Origin of the sequence: Aeromicrobium chenweiae, assembly GCF_003065605.1 — a bacterium.
Taxonomy (GTDB): Bacteria; Actinomycetota; Actinomycetes; order Propionibacteriales; family Nocardioidaceae; genus Aeromicrobium; species Aeromicrobium chenweiae.
In genome coordinates this window covers 2,375,351-2,390,287 of sequence record NZ_CP026952.1, presented here as the reverse complement: position 1 = coordinate 2,390,287, position 14,937 = coordinate 2,375,351, and the positions used below count along the sequence as shown (strand labels likewise).

General features: G+C 69.0%; 16 protein-coding genes. 10 read left to right on the top strand and 6 right to left on the bottom strand.

Features of this window, described 5'->3' with window-relative positions:
- Window positions 1–10: 10 nt before the first annotated feature.
- Window positions 11–1,003 (top strand): zinc-binding metallopeptidase family protein, encoded by a 993-nt coding sequence (locus tag C3E78_RS11565; RefSeq protein ID WP_108578519.1) that lies wholly within the window; start codon window positions 11–13, stop codon window positions 1,001–1,003.
- A 123-nt stretch (window positions 1,004–1,126) separates the two neighbouring features.
- The gene (rlmN, locus tag C3E78_RS11560) at window positions 1,127–2,257 is read left to right on the top strand and encodes a dual-specificity RNA methyltransferase RlmN (protein WP_235833605.1); all 1,131 of its coding nucleotides are present in this window, start codon (window positions 1,127–1,129) and stop codon (window positions 2,255–2,257) included.
- Between the two features lie 25 nt (window positions 2,258–2,282).
- Here the strand turns inward: rlmN and C3E78_RS11555 are convergent, their stop codons facing one another.
- On the bottom strand, window positions 2,283–2,855 hold the full coding sequence (locus C3E78_RS11555) for a YdeI/OmpD-associated family protein (protein ID WP_108578515.1): 573 nt from the start codon (window positions 2,853–2,855) through the stop codon (window positions 2,283–2,285).
- A 55-nt stretch (window positions 2,856–2,910) separates the two neighbouring features.
- Here C3E78_RS11555 and C3E78_RS11550 point away from each other — a divergent pair, with 55 nt between their 5' ends.
- The gene (locus tag C3E78_RS11550) at window positions 2,911–3,630 is read left to right on the top strand and encodes an enoyl-CoA hydratase (protein ID WP_108578513.1); all 720 of its coding nucleotides are present in this window, start codon (window positions 2,911–2,913) and stop codon (window positions 3,628–3,630) included.
- Window positions 3,630–4,079, top strand: coding sequence for an AMP-binding protein (locus tag C3E78_RS11545; protein ID WP_159085881.1), 450 nt, complete (start codon window positions 3,630–3,632; stop codon window positions 4,077–4,079). Before C3E78_RS11550 ends, C3E78_RS11545 begins: the two co-directional genes overlap by 1 nt.
- Here the strand turns inward: C3E78_RS11545 and C3E78_RS11540 are convergent.
- Window positions 4,076–4,540, bottom strand: a complete 465-nt coding sequence (locus C3E78_RS11540; RefSeq protein WP_108580865.1) for an Lrp/AsnC family transcriptional regulator — start codon at window positions 4,538–4,540, stop codon at window positions 4,076–4,078. The genes C3E78_RS11545 and C3E78_RS11540 overlap by 4 nt on opposite strands.
- Before the next feature lie 155 nt (window positions 4,541–4,695).
- On the opposite strand from C3E78_RS11540, the gene C3E78_RS11535 reads away from it, so the two are divergent.
- The 4 genes from C3E78_RS11535 to C3E78_RS11520 are packed head-to-tail and all read left to right on the top strand — an operon-like array spanning window position 4,696 to window position 8,790.
- Window positions 4,696–5,859, top strand: a complete 1,164-nt coding sequence (locus C3E78_RS11535) for a polyamine ABC transporter substrate-binding protein (protein ID WP_108578509.1) — start codon at window positions 4,696–4,698, stop codon at window positions 5,857–5,859.
- Window positions 5,843–7,027: an ABC transporter ATP-binding protein gene (locus C3E78_RS11530; protein WP_108578507.1), complete on the top strand. Its 1,185-nt coding sequence runs from the start codon at window positions 5,843–5,845 to the stop codon at window positions 7,025–7,027. Before C3E78_RS11535 ends, C3E78_RS11530 begins: the two co-directional genes overlap by 17 nt.
- Entirely contained in the window at window positions 7,028–7,966 is a 939-nt protein-coding gene (locus C3E78_RS11525) for an ABC transporter permease (RefSeq protein ID WP_108578505.1), read from the top strand. It abuts the gene before it with no gap.
- Window positions 7,963–8,790 (top strand): ABC transporter permease, encoded by an 828-nt coding sequence (locus tag C3E78_RS11520; protein ID WP_108578503.1) that lies wholly within the window; start codon window positions 7,963–7,965, stop codon window positions 8,788–8,790. The genes C3E78_RS11525 and C3E78_RS11520 overlap by 4 nt, the downstream gene beginning before the upstream one ends.
- Before the next feature lie 121 nt (window positions 8,791–8,911).
- Here C3E78_RS11520 and C3E78_RS11515 read toward each other — a convergent pair whose 3' ends face one another.
- On the bottom strand, window positions 8,912–10,288 hold the full coding sequence (locus C3E78_RS11515) for an aspartate aminotransferase family protein (protein WP_108578500.1): 1,377 nt from the start codon (window positions 10,286–10,288) through the stop codon (window positions 8,912–8,914).
- Between the two features lie 113 nt (window positions 10,289–10,401).
- Here C3E78_RS11515 and C3E78_RS11510 point away from each other — a divergent pair, with 113 nt between their 5' ends.
- Window positions 10,402–11,634: a saccharopine dehydrogenase family protein gene (locus C3E78_RS11510; RefSeq protein ID WP_108578498.1), complete on the top strand. Its 1,233-nt coding sequence runs from the start codon at window positions 10,402–10,404 to the stop codon at window positions 11,632–11,634.
- 13 nt (window positions 11,635–11,647) lie between these two features.
- Here the strand turns inward: C3E78_RS11510 and C3E78_RS11505 are convergent, their stop codons facing one another.
- Window positions 11,648–12,352 carry an SGNH/GDSL hydrolase family protein gene (locus C3E78_RS11505; RefSeq protein WP_108578496.1) on the bottom strand — a complete coding sequence of 235 codons (705 nt, stop codon included), beginning with the start codon at window positions 12,350–12,352 and terminating at the stop codon, window positions 11,648–11,650.
- A 256-nt stretch (window positions 12,353–12,608) separates the two neighbouring features.
- Between C3E78_RS11505 and C3E78_RS11500 the strand changes: the two genes are divergently transcribed.
- Window positions 12,609–12,986, top strand: a complete 378-nt coding sequence (locus C3E78_RS11500; RefSeq protein ID WP_108578494.1) for an Lsr2 family DNA-binding protein — start codon at window positions 12,609–12,611, stop codon at window positions 12,984–12,986.
- A gap of 21 nt (window positions 12,987–13,007) precedes the next feature.
- Here C3E78_RS11500 and C3E78_RS11495 read toward each other — a convergent pair whose 3' ends face one another.
- Together C3E78_RS11495 and C3E78_RS11490 are read right to left on the bottom strand one after the other, a co-directional pair.
- On the bottom strand, window positions 13,008–13,661 hold the full coding sequence (locus tag C3E78_RS11495; RefSeq protein WP_108580864.1) for a response regulator transcription factor: 654 nt from the start codon (window positions 13,659–13,661) through the stop codon (window positions 13,008–13,010).
- On the bottom strand, window positions 13,658–14,812 hold the full coding sequence (locus C3E78_RS11490; RefSeq protein ID WP_108578492.1) for a sensor histidine kinase: 1,155 nt from the start codon (window positions 14,810–14,812) through the stop codon (window positions 13,658–13,660). Before C3E78_RS11490 ends, C3E78_RS11495 begins: the two co-directional genes overlap by 4 nt.
- Between the last annotated feature and the right edge of the window lie 125 nt (window positions 14,813–14,937).

Sequence of the window (14,937 nt, the reverse complement as noted above, 5' to 3'; positions counted from 1 at the left end):
CACTTGTCCGGTGAAAGCCTTCTCCTGCCGCGTCTGCGGCAACTCCCTGTACTTCGAGAACTCCGTCTGCGTCTCCTGCTCGACCAACCTGGGCTTCTCCCGCGCCGAGCGCGCGATCGTCCCCGTCGACGCCAAGGGGCAGTACGTCGACGCCGACGGCAGCATCTGGCACGTCTGCAAGAACCTCAACCTGTCCGGCTGCACGTGGCTGACCGAGTTCCCCGGGGGCTTCTGCTTCAGCTGCGGGCTGACCCGCACCCGGCCCAGCGACGAGGACCTGGTCGGGCTGCGCGAGTACAAGGTCGCCGAGGAGGCGAAGCGTCGCCTGATCGTCGAGCTGGACACGCTCGGCTTCCCGATCGTGCCGCGCACCGAGGACGAGGTGAACGGTCTCGCGTTCGACCTGCTGTCCAGCGTCGAGGAGAAGGTCACGACGGGCCACGACAGCGGTGTCATCACCCTTGACCTCGCCGAGAGTGACGACCTGCACCGCGAGAAGGTCCGGGTCAACCTCGACGAGCCGTACCGCACGATGCTGGGGCACTTCCGGCACGAGATCGGTCACTACATCGAGTGGCAGCACGTCCGCGGGGACCTCATCGGCACGGCCCGCGAGCTCTTCGGCAACGAGGAGGAGAGCTACGCCGACGCGATCGAGCGGCACTACTCCGAGGGCCCTCCGGCCGGGTGGGAGAAGCAGTACATCAGCATGTACGCCACGATGCACCCGTTCGAGGACTTCGCCGAGACGTTCGCGCACTACATGCACATCTGCGACACGATCGAGACCGCGTCCGCGTACGGCCTGGCGACCGTGGCGAGCCCGCAGAACTTCACCTCGTTCCGTGACCTGGTGATCGGCGTGTGGATCCCGTTGAGCATCGCGCTCAACCAGATCAACCGCAGCATGGGCAAGCCGCCGCTCTACCCGTTCGTCATCCCGACCCCGGTGCTGGAGAAGCTCCAGTTCGTCGCCGACCTCCCGCGGCCCGGGCACAGCTGACGCCGACTGGCGCATTCCGGTCCGCGAGTGGCGCAGAAGTGGACGACACGCCGTCCCACTTCCTTCAGCTTGCGCCACTCGCGGATTCCCGGGTATTGGGGGTGGGATGAGAGGATGGAGGACGTGTCTTCCGTCAACCCCAACCCGCTTCCGCTCGTCTTCGAGCAGAAGCGCGGTCGCGCCAAGCCCCCGCGTCACCTCGCCGACCTGACCGCCGAGGAGCGTACGGCCGCCGCCGAGGCGCTCGGCGAGCCGGCGTTCCGCGTCAAGCAGGTCGCGAACCATTACTACGGTCGGCTCGAGCGCGATCCCGCGAACATGACCGACCTGCCGGCCGCCAGCCGCGACCGCATCGTCGCCGAGCTGCTGCCCACCCTGCTCAACCCCATCCGGACGATGGAGGCCGACAAGGGCGCGACGGTCAAGAACCTCTGGAAGCTGTTCGACGGCGCCCTCGTCGAGTCGGTCCTCATGCGGTACTCCGAGCGGGCCACGATCTGCGTGTCCAGCCAGGCCGGCTGCGGCATGGCCTGCCCGTTCTGCGCGACCGGCCAGGGCGGCCTCCAGCGCAACATGAGCACCGCCGAGATCGTCGACCAGGTCGTCGACGCGGCCGGCAAGATGGCCCGCGGCGAGGTCGCCGGGGGACCGGGACGCCTGTCCAACGTCGTCTTCATGGGCATGGGCGAGCCGATGGCCAACTACAAGGCGGTCATCGGTGCCGTGCGCCGCATGGTCGCACCGGCGCCGGACGGCCTCGGCATGTCCGCGCGCAACATCACCGTCAGCACCGTCGGCCTCGTGCCGCGCATGAAGCAGCTCGCCGACGAGGGCATCCCCGTCACGCTGGCGCTCTCGCTGCACGCCCCCGACGACGAGCTGCGCAACGAGCTCGTGCCGATCAACACCCGCTGGTCGGTCCACGAGGCGGTCGAGGCGGCCTGGGAGTACGCGCAGAAGACCAAGCGCCGCGTGTCGATCGAGTACGCGATGATCAAGGACATCAACGACCAGGCGTGGCGCGCCGACCTGCTCGGCGACGTCCTGCAGTCGTACGGCGACTGGGGCTGGGTGCACGTCAACCTGATCCCGCTCAACCCCACGCCCGGCTCGATGTGGACCGCGTCGCGTCCCGAGGACGAGCGCGAGTTCGTCCGCCGGCTCGTCGCCAAGGGCATCCCGACGACGGTCCGCGACACCCGCGGCAGCGACATCGACGGGGCCTGCGGACAGCTCGCCGCCGTCGAGGTCTGAGCGGCCCGGCGAGGACCGCAGCGGCTCAGCGGTAGTGCTGCTCGCCGCGGGCGGCCTTCTCGACGACGTCGGCGATGCGCGCGGCCCGGACGGCCGGCGTCTTGATGCTCGACAGGCGGAAGTAGATGCGGAACCGGTCCGCCTTGGTCAGCGACGCGATGTACGCTGCCGCGGCCGGGTCCGCGTCGAGCGCCGCCTGGAGGTCCGGCGGCGCGGTGGCGCCCTTGACCCGGTAGGCCGCGTCCCAGCGGCCGTCGGCCCGGGCGCGCTCGATCTCCGCCTCGCCACCGGGGCGCATGCGGCCCTCCGCGGTCAGCCTGGCGACGTGCTCGACGTTGATCTGCGACCACGGGCTGTTGCGGCGGCGGGGCGTGAACGACTGCAGCATGTAGTCGTCGTCGAGCCGCTTGGTCTGCCCGTCGATCCAACCGTGGCACAGCGCGACGTCGAGCGCCTCCGACCACGTGATCCCCGGTGCCGACGACGTCTTCTTGCGCAGCTTGAGCCGCACTCCGTCGTCGCTCGGGGCACCCTCGAGATAGGCCTCCCACTCGGCGAGGGTGAGGTCGAGGACCGGCTTGTCGTCAAAGCTCACCATGAGATCAGGCTAGGCCCGGGCACCGACAGGTGACCACCGTCGATACCGTGGGTGCATGATCGCCAGCACCCGCGACGAGGACGTCGTCGTCATCGAGCTGCAGCGAGAGGATCGCCGCAACGCGCTGAACCTCGAGCTCTGCCACGCCATCCGCCAGGCCGCGGACGAGGCCGTCGACGGCGGCGCCCGTGCCCTCGTCATCACGGGGAAGGGCTCGGCGTTCTGCTCCGGCGCCGACCTGGGCGGCGTCTACGGCACGGACTTCCTCGACGCGCTCTACGGGATGCTGCACCACCTCGCGCAGCTCCCCGTACCGATCATCGCGGCCGTCAACGGACCGGCCATCGGCGCCGGCACACAGCTCGCGATGGCCTGCGACCTGCGGGTCGTGGACGACAAGGCGAAGTTCGCGGTCCCGGTGGCCCGCAACGGCATGGCGGTCGACGCGTGGACCATCCGTACGCTCGCGCAGCTCGCCGGCACGGGGCGGGCCCGCCGGTTGATGCTGGCGGGGGAGTCGCTGGACCGCAAGGAGGCCCTCGACTGCGGGCTGGCCGACGCGCACGGCGGCCTGAAGTACGCGATCGCCTGGGCGCACGAGATCGCCTCGCTCGCACCGCTGACGATCGCGCACAACAAGCGCGTGCTCAACGACCTCTACGAGGACGAGGCCGCGGTCGAGAAGGGCTTCCACGCCGTCTGGGAGAGCGCCGACGTGCAGGAGGCCGCCCAGGCCCGGCTCGAGAAGCGCGCACCGACGTTCGAGGGGCGATGATGGAGAGCCTGATCTTCCGCGTCCTTGACGCCCAGGTGATCCACGGACGGGCCGACGAGACCGCGATCAGCGACGAGCGGGGCACCACGTCGTTCGCACAGCTGCTCCACGAGTCCGCGTCCCTCGGCGCGGGCCTGCACCACATGGGCATCGAGGTCGGCACCCGCGTGGTCGTCGACCTGCCGGCACGCCGCGACCTGGTCGTGGCCGTGCTCGCCCTGGCCCGCATCGGTGCCGTCCCGGCGGACACCGCGGACTTCCGCTTGGTGGGCAGCCCGCCGGTGCTCCACGCGCCGGCGACCGAGGTGACCTGGGAGGTGCTGGACCGGGCCGGACGGGTGGAGCCTCACCCGGCGCCCGCGTCCGACCCCGACGGGTACGAGGACCTCATGCGCGCGGCGTACGGCGAGATTCTCGCGACGCTCGAGGCGGGCGGGACGATCGCCTAGCGGACGCCCCACGCGTACGTCTGCTTCTCCAGGCGCAGGTAGACGAACGTCTCGGTCGTGACGACCCGCTCGAGCGAGCTGATCTGCTCGGACACGATGTCCAGCAGCTCGTCGTCGCTCTCGGCGACCAGCTCGGCGAGGATGTCGAACCGTCCCGTGGTCACCACGATGTAGTCGAGCTGGTGCATCGTGGCGAGCTCGGCGGCGACCTCGCGCACGTTGCCGCTGACCTTGATGCCGATCATCGCCTGGCGGGCGAACCCCATCTGCAGCGGATCGGTCACCGCGACCACCTGCATGACCCCGCCCTCGATCAGCTTCTGCACGCGGTGGCGCACCGCCGCCTCGGACAGGCCCACCTCCTTGGCGATCGCCGAGTAGGACAGGCGGCCGTCGTCCTGGAGCAGCTCGATGATGCGCTTCGCGGTCTCGTCCAGCGGCGGCGACTTGCGGTCGGTCATGACGACATCATGCCGCACCACGGCCGTCGTCCCGTCGCCTCGGTCGTCCTGGATGACGCTTTCCACGGCGAAACACACTCTTAACGCCGGAATCCCTTGTGCTGGACCGGTTGAGTTGCCAGTATGCGTGGACGGGGGAGAAGCGAGGGTGGCGCATGGCGGGTGTGGACCGACGGACGGTGCTCAAGGGCGTGGGCGGTGCGGCCGCGCTCGGCCTGAGCGGCGTGGCCCTGAAGTACGGGTTCAACACCCCCGACCGCGAGCAGGATCCGGCGAGCTGCAGCGCCGCGGACGTCTCGGACAAGGACAAGCGCCTCGTCTTCTCTAACTGGCCCGAGTACATCGACGAGGACGACAAGGACTACGTCTCGACCAAGACCCAGTTCGAGAAGGACACCGGCATCAAGGTCTCCTACACCGCGGACGTCAACGACAACAACGAGTTCTTCGCGAAGGTCTCGAACCAGCTGGGCTCGTGCAGCTCGTCCAAGCGCGACCTGTTCGCGCTGACCGACTGGATGGCCGCCCGCATGATCCAGGTCGGCTGGATCCAGAAGCTGGACGCGTCGAAGGTCCCGAACCTCCACGCCAACATCCTGGACTCGTTGAAGTCGCCGGAGTGGGACCCCAAGCGCGAGTACTCCGCACCGTGGCAGAGCGGCCTGACCGGCATCGCGTACAACAAGGCCAAGGTCGGCGAGATCAAGTCGTTCAAGGAGCTGCTGACCCGCAAGGACCTCCGGGGGCGCATCTCCCTGCTGACCGAGATGCGCGACACGATGGCGTTCCTGCTGCTCATCAACGGCGCGGATCCCGAGAAGTTCGACGACGACGAGTGGCAGGACGCGCTCGACCTGCTCAAGAAGGCCCGCAGCGACGGCCAGGTGCGCTCGTTCACCGGCAACTCGTACGTGCAGGACCTCGCGGCGGGCAACATCCTGGCGTGCGAGGCGTGGTCCGGTGACATCGCCAACGCCGGTGACGAGAACCTGGTCTGGATCCCTCCCGAGGAGGGGATCATCATCTGGGCCGACAACATGCTGGTGCCCAACCTCGCGACCCACCAGGGCAACGCCGAGGCGTGGATCGACTACTACTACCAGCCCGAGGTGGCCGCGAAGCTCGCCGACTACAACTCGTACATCTGCCCCGTCAAGGGCGCGCAGGAGGCGATGGAGAAGGTCAATCCCGACAACGTCGAGAACGAACTGATCTTCCCGACCTCGCAGACGCTGGACAAGACCCACCGCTTCATGGCGCTCGACGAGGCCACGATGCGTACCTACGAAGGAGACTTTGCCGATGTCACAGGTGCATGAGCAGCGGGCCTCCTCCGGCAGGCACACCTCGGACGCCCCGGACGCGACGCCGGCTCCGTCGCGCGACCTGCGGCTGTCACAGCTGACCAAGGAGTACGCGACCTTCACGGCGGTCAAGTCCCTCGACCTGGTGGTGCCGCAGGGCTCGTTCTTCGCCCTGCTCGGCCCGTCCGGGTGCGGCAAGACCACGACCCTGCGCATGGTGGCGGGTCTGGAGACGCCGACGTCGGGCACGATCCACCTGGGCGAGACCGAGGTGACGTACGAGAAGCCGTACAAGCGGCCGGTCAACACCGTCTTCCAGAACTACGCCCTGTTCCCGCACCTGTCGATCGCGGACAACGTCGCGTTCGGGCTCAAGCGTCGCGGCGTCAAGGACGTCAAGCAGCAGGTCGCCGACATGCTCGAGCTCGTCGAGCTCACCTCGCAGTCGCACAAGAAGCCGGCCCAGCTCTCGGGGGGTCAGCAGCAGCGTGTGGCACTGGCGAGGGCACTCATCAACAAGCCGGAGGTGCTGCTGCTGGACGAACCGCTCGGCGCGCTCGACCTGAAGCTGCGGCGCGGGATGCAACTCGAGCTCAAGCGCATCCAGACCGAGGTCGGCCTGACGTTCGTCCACGTGACGCACGACCAGGAGGAGGCCATGACGATGGCCGACACCATCGCGGTGATGAACCAGGGGGTGATCGAGCAGATGGGTGCGCCGACCGAGCTGTACGAGAACCCGCGCACGACGTTCGTCGCCAACTTCCTCGGCCAGTCCAACCTGATCGGCGCGGAGATCGACGGGCGAGAAGGTGACCACGTCAAGGTCCGGATGCCCGGGGGGACCGCCTCGGTGCGGGGGGACCGGGCGCACTCAGACTCGGGCAAGGGCTGGCTCGGCATCCGGCCGGAGAAGGTGCTGATCGCGCCGTCCGGCGAGCCGATCGACGTCCCCGGCAGCGTGTTCGAGGGCGGCCACATCACGGAGATCAGCTTCGTGGGGGTCAGCATGCAGTACACCGTCATGATGCCGTGGGGCCAGGAGATCCTCGCCTTCGAGCAGAACACGGGGGCCCGGGGGATGCTGCCGGTCGGCACCCGGGTCGACGTCTCGTGGCGTCCCGAGTACGCGTTCCTGCTCGACGCCAGCCAGGACGCCAAGGCCGGGATCGAGGAGGACTGAGTGACCTCGACCGCCGGCGTCGCGCCTGCCAACCCCCATGACATCGCGCCCCTGCCGCAGCCGCAGCGGGGCCGCCGGCTGACCGGCTACTGGTTGATCCTGCCGGCGGCGATCTGGCTCGGGCTGTTCTTCGTCGTCCCGTTCTACTCGCTCGTCTCGGCGAGCCTCTACGACCCCGACGGCTCGGTGCTGACCGGCTACGACATGACCTGGCACGTCGCCAACTTCGCCGAGGCCATCGGCCAGTACAAGGTGCAGATCGGCCGTTCCCTGGTCTACGCGGGCACCGCGACGCTGCTCTGCCTCGTGCTCGGCTACGTGCTCGCGTACGCCATCGCGTTCAAGGCGGGGCGGTGGAAGAACCTCATGCTGGTGCTGGTCATCGCGCCGTTCTTCACCTCGTTCCTGCTGCGGACCCTGTCGTGGAAGCTGATCCTGGCCGACGACGGCTGGGTGGTCGGCGTCGCGCAGGCCCTGCACCTGACCAACGTGCTCAACCTGATCGGCCTGACCAGCACCGACGACCGGCTGCTGGCCACCCCCTTCGCGGTCATCGCCGGGCTGACCTACAACTTCCTGCCGTTCATGGTGCTGCCGCTCTACGCGAGCCTGGAGAAGGTCGACATCCGCCTGATCGAGGCGTCCAGCGACCTGTACGCGTCGCCGATCCGCGGGTTCTTCAAGGTCACGTTCCCGCTCTCGCTGCCGGGTGTCGTCGCGGGCACGCTGCTGACGTTCATCCCGGCGGCGGGCGACTACATCAACGCCGAGCTGCTGGGGAACCCGAACACCCGCATGGTCGGCAACGTGATCCAGGGCCTGTTCAACACCCAGCTCGACTACGCCACCGCCGGCGCGCTGTCGGTGACGTTGATGGTGATCATCATCGCGGCGGTCCTCGTCTACGTCCGCACGGCCGGGACGGAGGAGCTGGTGTGAACGGCCTGCGTCGTGCGAAGCGGTGGATGGGGGACCACCTCGTCCTCGGGCTCGGCCTGCTGGTGCTGGTCTACACGTTCGTGCCGATCGCCGTCGTGGTGCTGATGAGCTTCAACGACAGCAGCCGCTCGCGCAACGTCTACAAGTTCCAGGAGTTCACCACCGAGCACTGGTTCCACCCGGGCAGCTGGGCGCCCGGCATGGCGGACTCGGTGTGGCTGAGCATCCGGATCGCGTTGTTCGCGACCGCGGTCGCCACGCTGCTGGGCACGCTCGCGGCGTTCGCGCTGGTCCGTCACCGCTTCGCCGGCCGGTCCTCGGCCAACCTCATCATCTTCCTGCCGATGGCCTCGCCCGAGATCGTCATGGGCTCGTCGCTGCTCGCGCTGTTCGTGTCGGCGGGCTTCGGCGGTCAGCTCGGGTTCTGGACGATCCTCATCGCCCACATCATGTTCTGCCTGTCGTTCGTCATCGTGACGGTCAAGGCGCGGCTGAGCGGCCTGGACGCCAACCTCGAGCAGGCGGCGATGGACCTGTACGCCACGGAGGCGCAGACCTTCTGGCGGGTGACCTTCCCGCTCGTGCTCCCCGGCATCGTCGGCGCCGCCCTGCTGAGCTTCTCGTTGTCGTTCGACGACTTCATCATCACGAACCTCAACGCGGGCCAGTCGGTGACGTTCCCGATGTTCGTCTGGGGCGCCAACCAGCGCGGCGTCCCGATGGAGGTGAACGTGATCGGCACCGCGATGTTCCTGATCTCGATCGCGATCGTCCTCGTCGCCGAGACGACCCGCCGCCGCCAGGCCAAGGCCCTCGCCCGCTGACGCCCGGCGCCGCGCGGGGTGACGGTTTCCCACGGTCCCGTGGTAATTGGTCACTCCCCGCGGGTCACAACGCTGGGGGAGTGACAAAACCCCACGGTCCCGTGGGAAACCGTCACGGGGGTCAGAGCAGGTTCTGGGCCTCGGAGAGGACGCTGCGGAGGACCTGCTCCATCTCGTCGAAGTGGGACTGGTCGGCGATCAGCGGCGGGGCGAGCTGGATGACCGGGTCGCCGCGGTCGTCGGCCCGGCAGTACAGGCCGTTGTCGAACAGTGCCTTGGTCAGGAAGCCGCGCAGCAGCTTCTCGGACTCCTCCTCGTCGAAGGTCTCCTTGGTGGCCTTGTCCTTGACCAGCTCGATGCCGTAGAAGAACCCGTCACCGCGGACGTCGCCGACGATGTCGAGGTCGAGCAGCTTCTCCAGCGTCCCGCGGAACGCGCCCTCGTTGCGCAGCACGTGGCCGTTGAGGTCCTCGCGCTCGAAGATGTCGAGGTTCGCCATCGCGACCGCGGTCGAGACCGGGTGGCCGCCGAAGGTGTAGCCGTGCGCGAAGGAGTTGTGGCCCTCGAGGAACGGCTCCATGATGCGGTCCGAGGCGATCATCGCGCCGAGCGGCGAGTAGCCGGACGTCAGGCCCTTCGCGCAGGTGATCATGTCGGGCTGGTAGCCGAACTTCGTCGCCCCGAACATCTCGCCGAGCCGGCCGAACGCGCAGATGACCTCGTCCGAGACCAGCAGGACGTCGTGGCGGTCGCAGATCTCGCGGACCCGCTGGAAGTACCCCGGCGGCGGCGGGAAGCAGCCGCCGGCGTTCTGCACCGGCTCGAGGAACACCGCCGCGACGGTGTCGGGGCCCTCGGCGAGGATCGCGTCCTCGATGCGGTCGGCTGCCCAGCGACCGAACGCCTCGAGGTCGTCGCCGTGCTCGGGCGCGCGGTAGAAGTTCGTGTTCGGCACGTGCACCGTCGAGGGCACGAGGGGCTCGAACATCTGCTTGAGCGCGGGGATGCCGGTGATGGACAGGGCGCCGTGCGGGGTGCCGTGGTACGCCACCTGGCGGCTGATGACCTTGGTCTTGAGCGGCTTGCCGGTCAGCTTGAAGTACTGCTTGGCAGCCTTCCAGGCGGTCTCGACGGCCTCGCCGCCGCCGGTCGTGAAGAACACCCGGTTGAGGTCGCCCGGGGCGTACGACGCGATGCGCTCGGCGAGCATGATCGCGTTCGGGTGGGCGAAGGTCCAGATCGGGAAGAACGGCAGCTCGGCCGCCTGCCGGGCCGCGGCCTGCGCCAGCTCCTCGCGCCCGTGACCGGCCTGCACCACGAACAGCCCGGCGAGGCCGTCGAGGTACTTGCGTCCCTTGGCGTCCCAGATGTGCATCCCGTCGCCCTTGACGATGACCGGGATGTCGTGGTCGTCGTCGTACGCGCCGTGGCGGGAGAAGTGCATCCACAGGTGCCGCTTGCCGGCCTTTTGCAGCCGCTCGTAGTCCTCGGTGTCCATGCCTCCCAGTATCCCGATGCCCCACGGTCCAGCACAAGGGATTTCGTCGTGTCATCCAGTGTTTACTTCGGAATCCGTTGCTGGACGGATGTGGCATGCGGTTGGATGACGACATGAAGATCCTGCTCATCGGCGCCGGTGGCGTCGGTTCCGCGTTCTGCGCCATCGCCGCCCGTCGCGACTTCTTCGAGTCGGTCCTAGTAGCGGACTACGCGCGAGAGAGCGCGGACCGTGCGGTCGCGGCGCTGGACGATCCGCGGTTCAGCGCGGCCCAGGTGGACGCCTCGGACGCGGCGTCGGTCGAGGCCCTCGTCCGCGAGGCCGGCGCGACGCACGTCATGAACGCCGTCGACCCGCGCTTCGTGATGCCGATCTTCGAGGGCGCGTTCGCCGCCCGCGCCGACTACCTCGACATGGCGATGAGCCTGTCGAGGCCGCACCCCGACCAGCCGCACGCGCTCACCGGGGTCAAGCTCGGCGACGAGCAGTTCGCCGCCGCGGGCGAGTGGGAGCGCGCCGGACGCCTGGCGCTCGTGGGGATGGGCGTCGAGCCCGGCCTCTCCGACGTGTTCGCCCGCTACGCCGCGGACCACCTGTTCAGCGAGATCGACGAGCTCGGCACCCGTGACGGCGCCAACCTGACTGTCGACGGGTACGACTTCGCCCCGTCGTTCTCGATCTGGACGACGATCGAGGAGTGCCTCAACCCGCCGGTCGTGTGGCAGGACGGCGAGTGGTTCACGACGCCGCCGTTCAGCGAGCCCGAGGTCTTCGACTTCCCCGAGGGCATCGGCCCCGTCGAGTGCGTCAACGTCGAGCACGAGGAGGTCATCCTCATGCCGCGGTGGATCGACACCAAGCGGGCCACGTTCAAGTACGGCCTGGGCAACGAGTTCATCGAGGTGCTCAAGACCTTGCACATGCTCGGCCTGGACTCGACCGAGAAGGTCAACGTCCCGGTCGTCATCGGAGGTCGGCCCGTGATCGCGCCGGTCTCGCCCCGCGACGTCGTCGCCGCCTGCCTGCCCAACCCGGCGACGCTCGGCGACCGGATGCACGGCAAGACTTGCGCGGGCGTCTGGGTCACCGGCAAGGACAAGGACGGTCAGCCGCGGTCCACGTACCTGTACCACGTCGTCGACAACGACTGGGCGATGCGCGAGTACGGCCATCAGTGCGTCGTCTGGCAGACCGCGGTCAACCCCGTCGTCGCGCTGGAGCTGCTCGCGAACGGCACGTGGTCGGGTGCCGGGGTGCTCGGACCCGAGGCCTTCGACGCCGTGCCGTTCCTCGAGCTGCTCCGTGACGGCTACGCATCCCCGTGGGGGCAGCAGGAGCTCGCCTGAGTCCGCGCCACCGTCACGGGAAGCGGCGCCGCAGGTTGCTGCTGGTGTAGATCTCGCGGTACATCCGCTGCATGCCGACCGCCGTCGGGTGGACGCGGTCCTTCGCCCTCGCCTTGCCCCAGATCGTTCCGTGCGCGGTGTCGACGTACTGGAAGCGATGCTTCTTCGCGTGGCTGACCAGGGACTGGACGAGGCGCTCGCGGTACGGCCTCAGGCTCGGCCGTGACCCGTACGGAGCTGTGATGATGACCCTGGAGTTCTTGGCGATCCCCCGGTCGAGGTCGTTGAAGGTCGTCTCGATCGCCTTGTCGAGCTCCTCGGCGGTCGTCTCCTTCTGGTAGTGCGTCCTGTCGGGTCGGAACACGCACCTGCTGAAGTCGTTCACCCCAGCGGCGACCACGACGATCTGGGCCGCTCGAATCCGCTTGGCGATCGAGCGCTTCGTGATGCGCTGGCCGATCGTCGTCGTCCTGCACTTGCCCGGCTTGGTGTAGCCCGAGCCCCGCTCGGCATAGACGCGCGGGGTCGTGTGGGTCTTGCGTCCGAGCTTGGCCCACCACATCTTGGCGGGGTCCCCGCCGCGGCCCTTGAAGAAGACCGGGTCGGAGATGGAGTCACCGATGACGACCAGGTCGCCCCGGGACTTCGCCTCTGCCTGGACCGGGACGAATACTGCGCTGGCGACGATCGCGGCTGCGACGACAAGGAGTCTCTTCATGGCAGGACTTCACTTCACAGGGGAGGGGTGGTGTGTCGTCCGGCCGGGATCTGGGAGCGAGGGCCTGCACGAACGAAGACACACTCTCACGATTCATGTCCGGGTGTTTGCGATCTGGTGATCTTTCGCTGCTCGATGTCGAGGTGTGCTTCTCAGTCGGTGGTCCTCGGTCGTCCGGGGCCCGGCGCCACGCGCGGAAACCCGCAAGAGACAGCGATCCTCGCTATCCTGACGGCGTCAGCCCAAGGAGCCCAGCATGCCGAAGCGCAAGATCGTCCCGGACCCCATCGTGACCGTGATCGACGACTACGACGGCAGCGAGCTGCCCAAGGACACGCCGCCCGAGCGCTACCTGCTGAACGGCCGCGTCTACGACCTGTACCTGTCGTCGGAGTCCAAGAAGGCGGTCGACACCTTCTTGTCGAACCTGCTGGACGGGGCGGAGGAGGTCAAGGACAGCGGACCGAGCCCGGCCCGGCGACGACGCGGCGGAGCCGGCGTCAGCATCCGCGAGGGCTTCACGATCCACGACCTGCGCGAGTGGGCGAAGGCCAACGGCCACGAGGTCAGCGAGAACCGCCGGGCGCCGTCGAAGGTGATCGAGGCGTTCAACGCCGCCCACTCCTCGCGCTGAGGCACGCCCCGGAGCAGCGCCTCAGAGCAGCTCGGCCTCGTGCATCGCGATCGCGACCTGCACCCGGTTCGTGGCGTCCAGCTTGACGAAGATGTGCGAGATGTGTGCCTTCACGGTGGCGACGCTCATGTGCAGCGCCACCGCGATCTCCGCGTTGGACCGGCCGCGACCCACCGCCACGGCCACCTCGCGCTCGCGCTCGGTCAGGCACCGCACGCGCCGCTGTGCCGCGTCCGCCCGGTCGTCGGGGGCCGCGTCGGTGACGTGGCGGATCAGCTGCTCGGTGATCGTCGGCGACAGCATCGGCTCGCCCGCGACCACGCGCGAGATCGCGTCGACGATGTCGGCCGGGGGAGTGTCCTTCAGGAGGAAGCCGTTCGCCCCGGCGGCGAGCGCACGGACGACGTACTCGTCGGCGTCGAACGTCGTGAGCACGATGACCTTCGGCGGGTCGGGGAGGGCCAGGAGCGCCGCGGTCGCGGCGATCCCGTCCATCACGGGCATCCGGAGGTCCATCAGGACCACGTCGATCCCGCCCGCGCGCACGGCCTCGACCGCCTCGCGCCCGTTGGTCGCCTCGCCCACGACGCTGATCTCGGACGAGCCGCCGAGGATCAGAGCGAGCCCGGCGCGGACGAGGGCGTCGTCGTCGGCGATGAGGACGTGGACGGTCATGCGGGCCACGGTAGCCACGCGGTGAGGACGAACTGCCGGTCGGTCGTGGTCCGGTGCGTCAGGCTCCCGCCGGCCAGCGCCGTGCGTTCGGCCAGCCCGACCAGGCCGAGGCCCGACTGGGGAGCCGGTGACCGGGGTCCGAACGGCAACGGGTTGCGGACCACGACCCGCAGCCCCTCGCTGGGCCCGCCGCTGAAGGTGATCGTGACCCGGGTGTCCGGAGCGTGCTTGCGTGCGTTCGTCAGTGCCTCCTGCACGACCCGGTAGACCGTGCGGCCCAGCGACTCCGGCACCGCCGCGAGGTCGAACCCGCCGACCTCCTCGATCCGCATGCCGGTCGAGCGCGCCTCGTCGATGAGCTCCGGCACGTCGGAGGCCGCCGGCTGCGGTAGCTCGGGATCGGCGTCGCCCGGCCCGTCCCGCAGGATGCCCAGCACCTCGCGCAGCTCGATCATCGCCTCGTGCGCGTTGTCCTGGATGATGCCGGCGGTCGAGCGCATGTCGGCCGCGGAGAGGTCCTCGCGGTACACCAGGGCGCCCGCGTGCATCGTGACCAACGAGATGCGGTGGGCGAGGACGTCGTGCATCTCCCGGGCGATTCGCGCACGTTCGGCCGTCCGGGCCTGGGCGACCCGCGCGGCCTGCTCGGTCTCGGCGGTGACGGCGCGCTCCCGCAGGGTCGCCAGCAGCTCGCGGCGGGAGCCGATGTACATGCCCCACCCGACGGTGACGGCGATGACGAGCACGACCAACGGGATCATGATCGCGAGCGGCTGGTCATCGACCGGGTTCAGCGCCTCGATGCTCAGCCCGGCGGCGAACCCCAGGGCGCCCAGCGGGACGATCTCGCGCCACCGGCGGCGGGTGGCCATCGACGCGAGCGCCCACGTGGCCGGACCGCCCGCCGAGAACGAGACGAACCCCAGCACGTTCGTGACGACCGCGACCCCGACCGGGTGCGCCCGGCGCCACCGCAGCAGCGCGAGACTGACGAGGCCCACGCCGAGATCGGACCAGAACCACCACCGCTGGTGGTCCCACTGCCACGCCGCGACCGCGCCCCACGCCAGGCCGGACAGCGCGAGGACCAGCAGGACCCGCCACGTGCGACCCCACAGGCCGAGCTCGGGCTGGTACGTCACGGGGTGCACACGCCAAGGCTAGGGGCGGGGGAGCGTCGCCCACCACGGCTCGAGGTCTGTGCGGTCCTCATACTTTCGGCTAGCGCGCCGCGGCCCCGAGGCGGATGACTCGACCGGACGATGTGCGAGAGGGT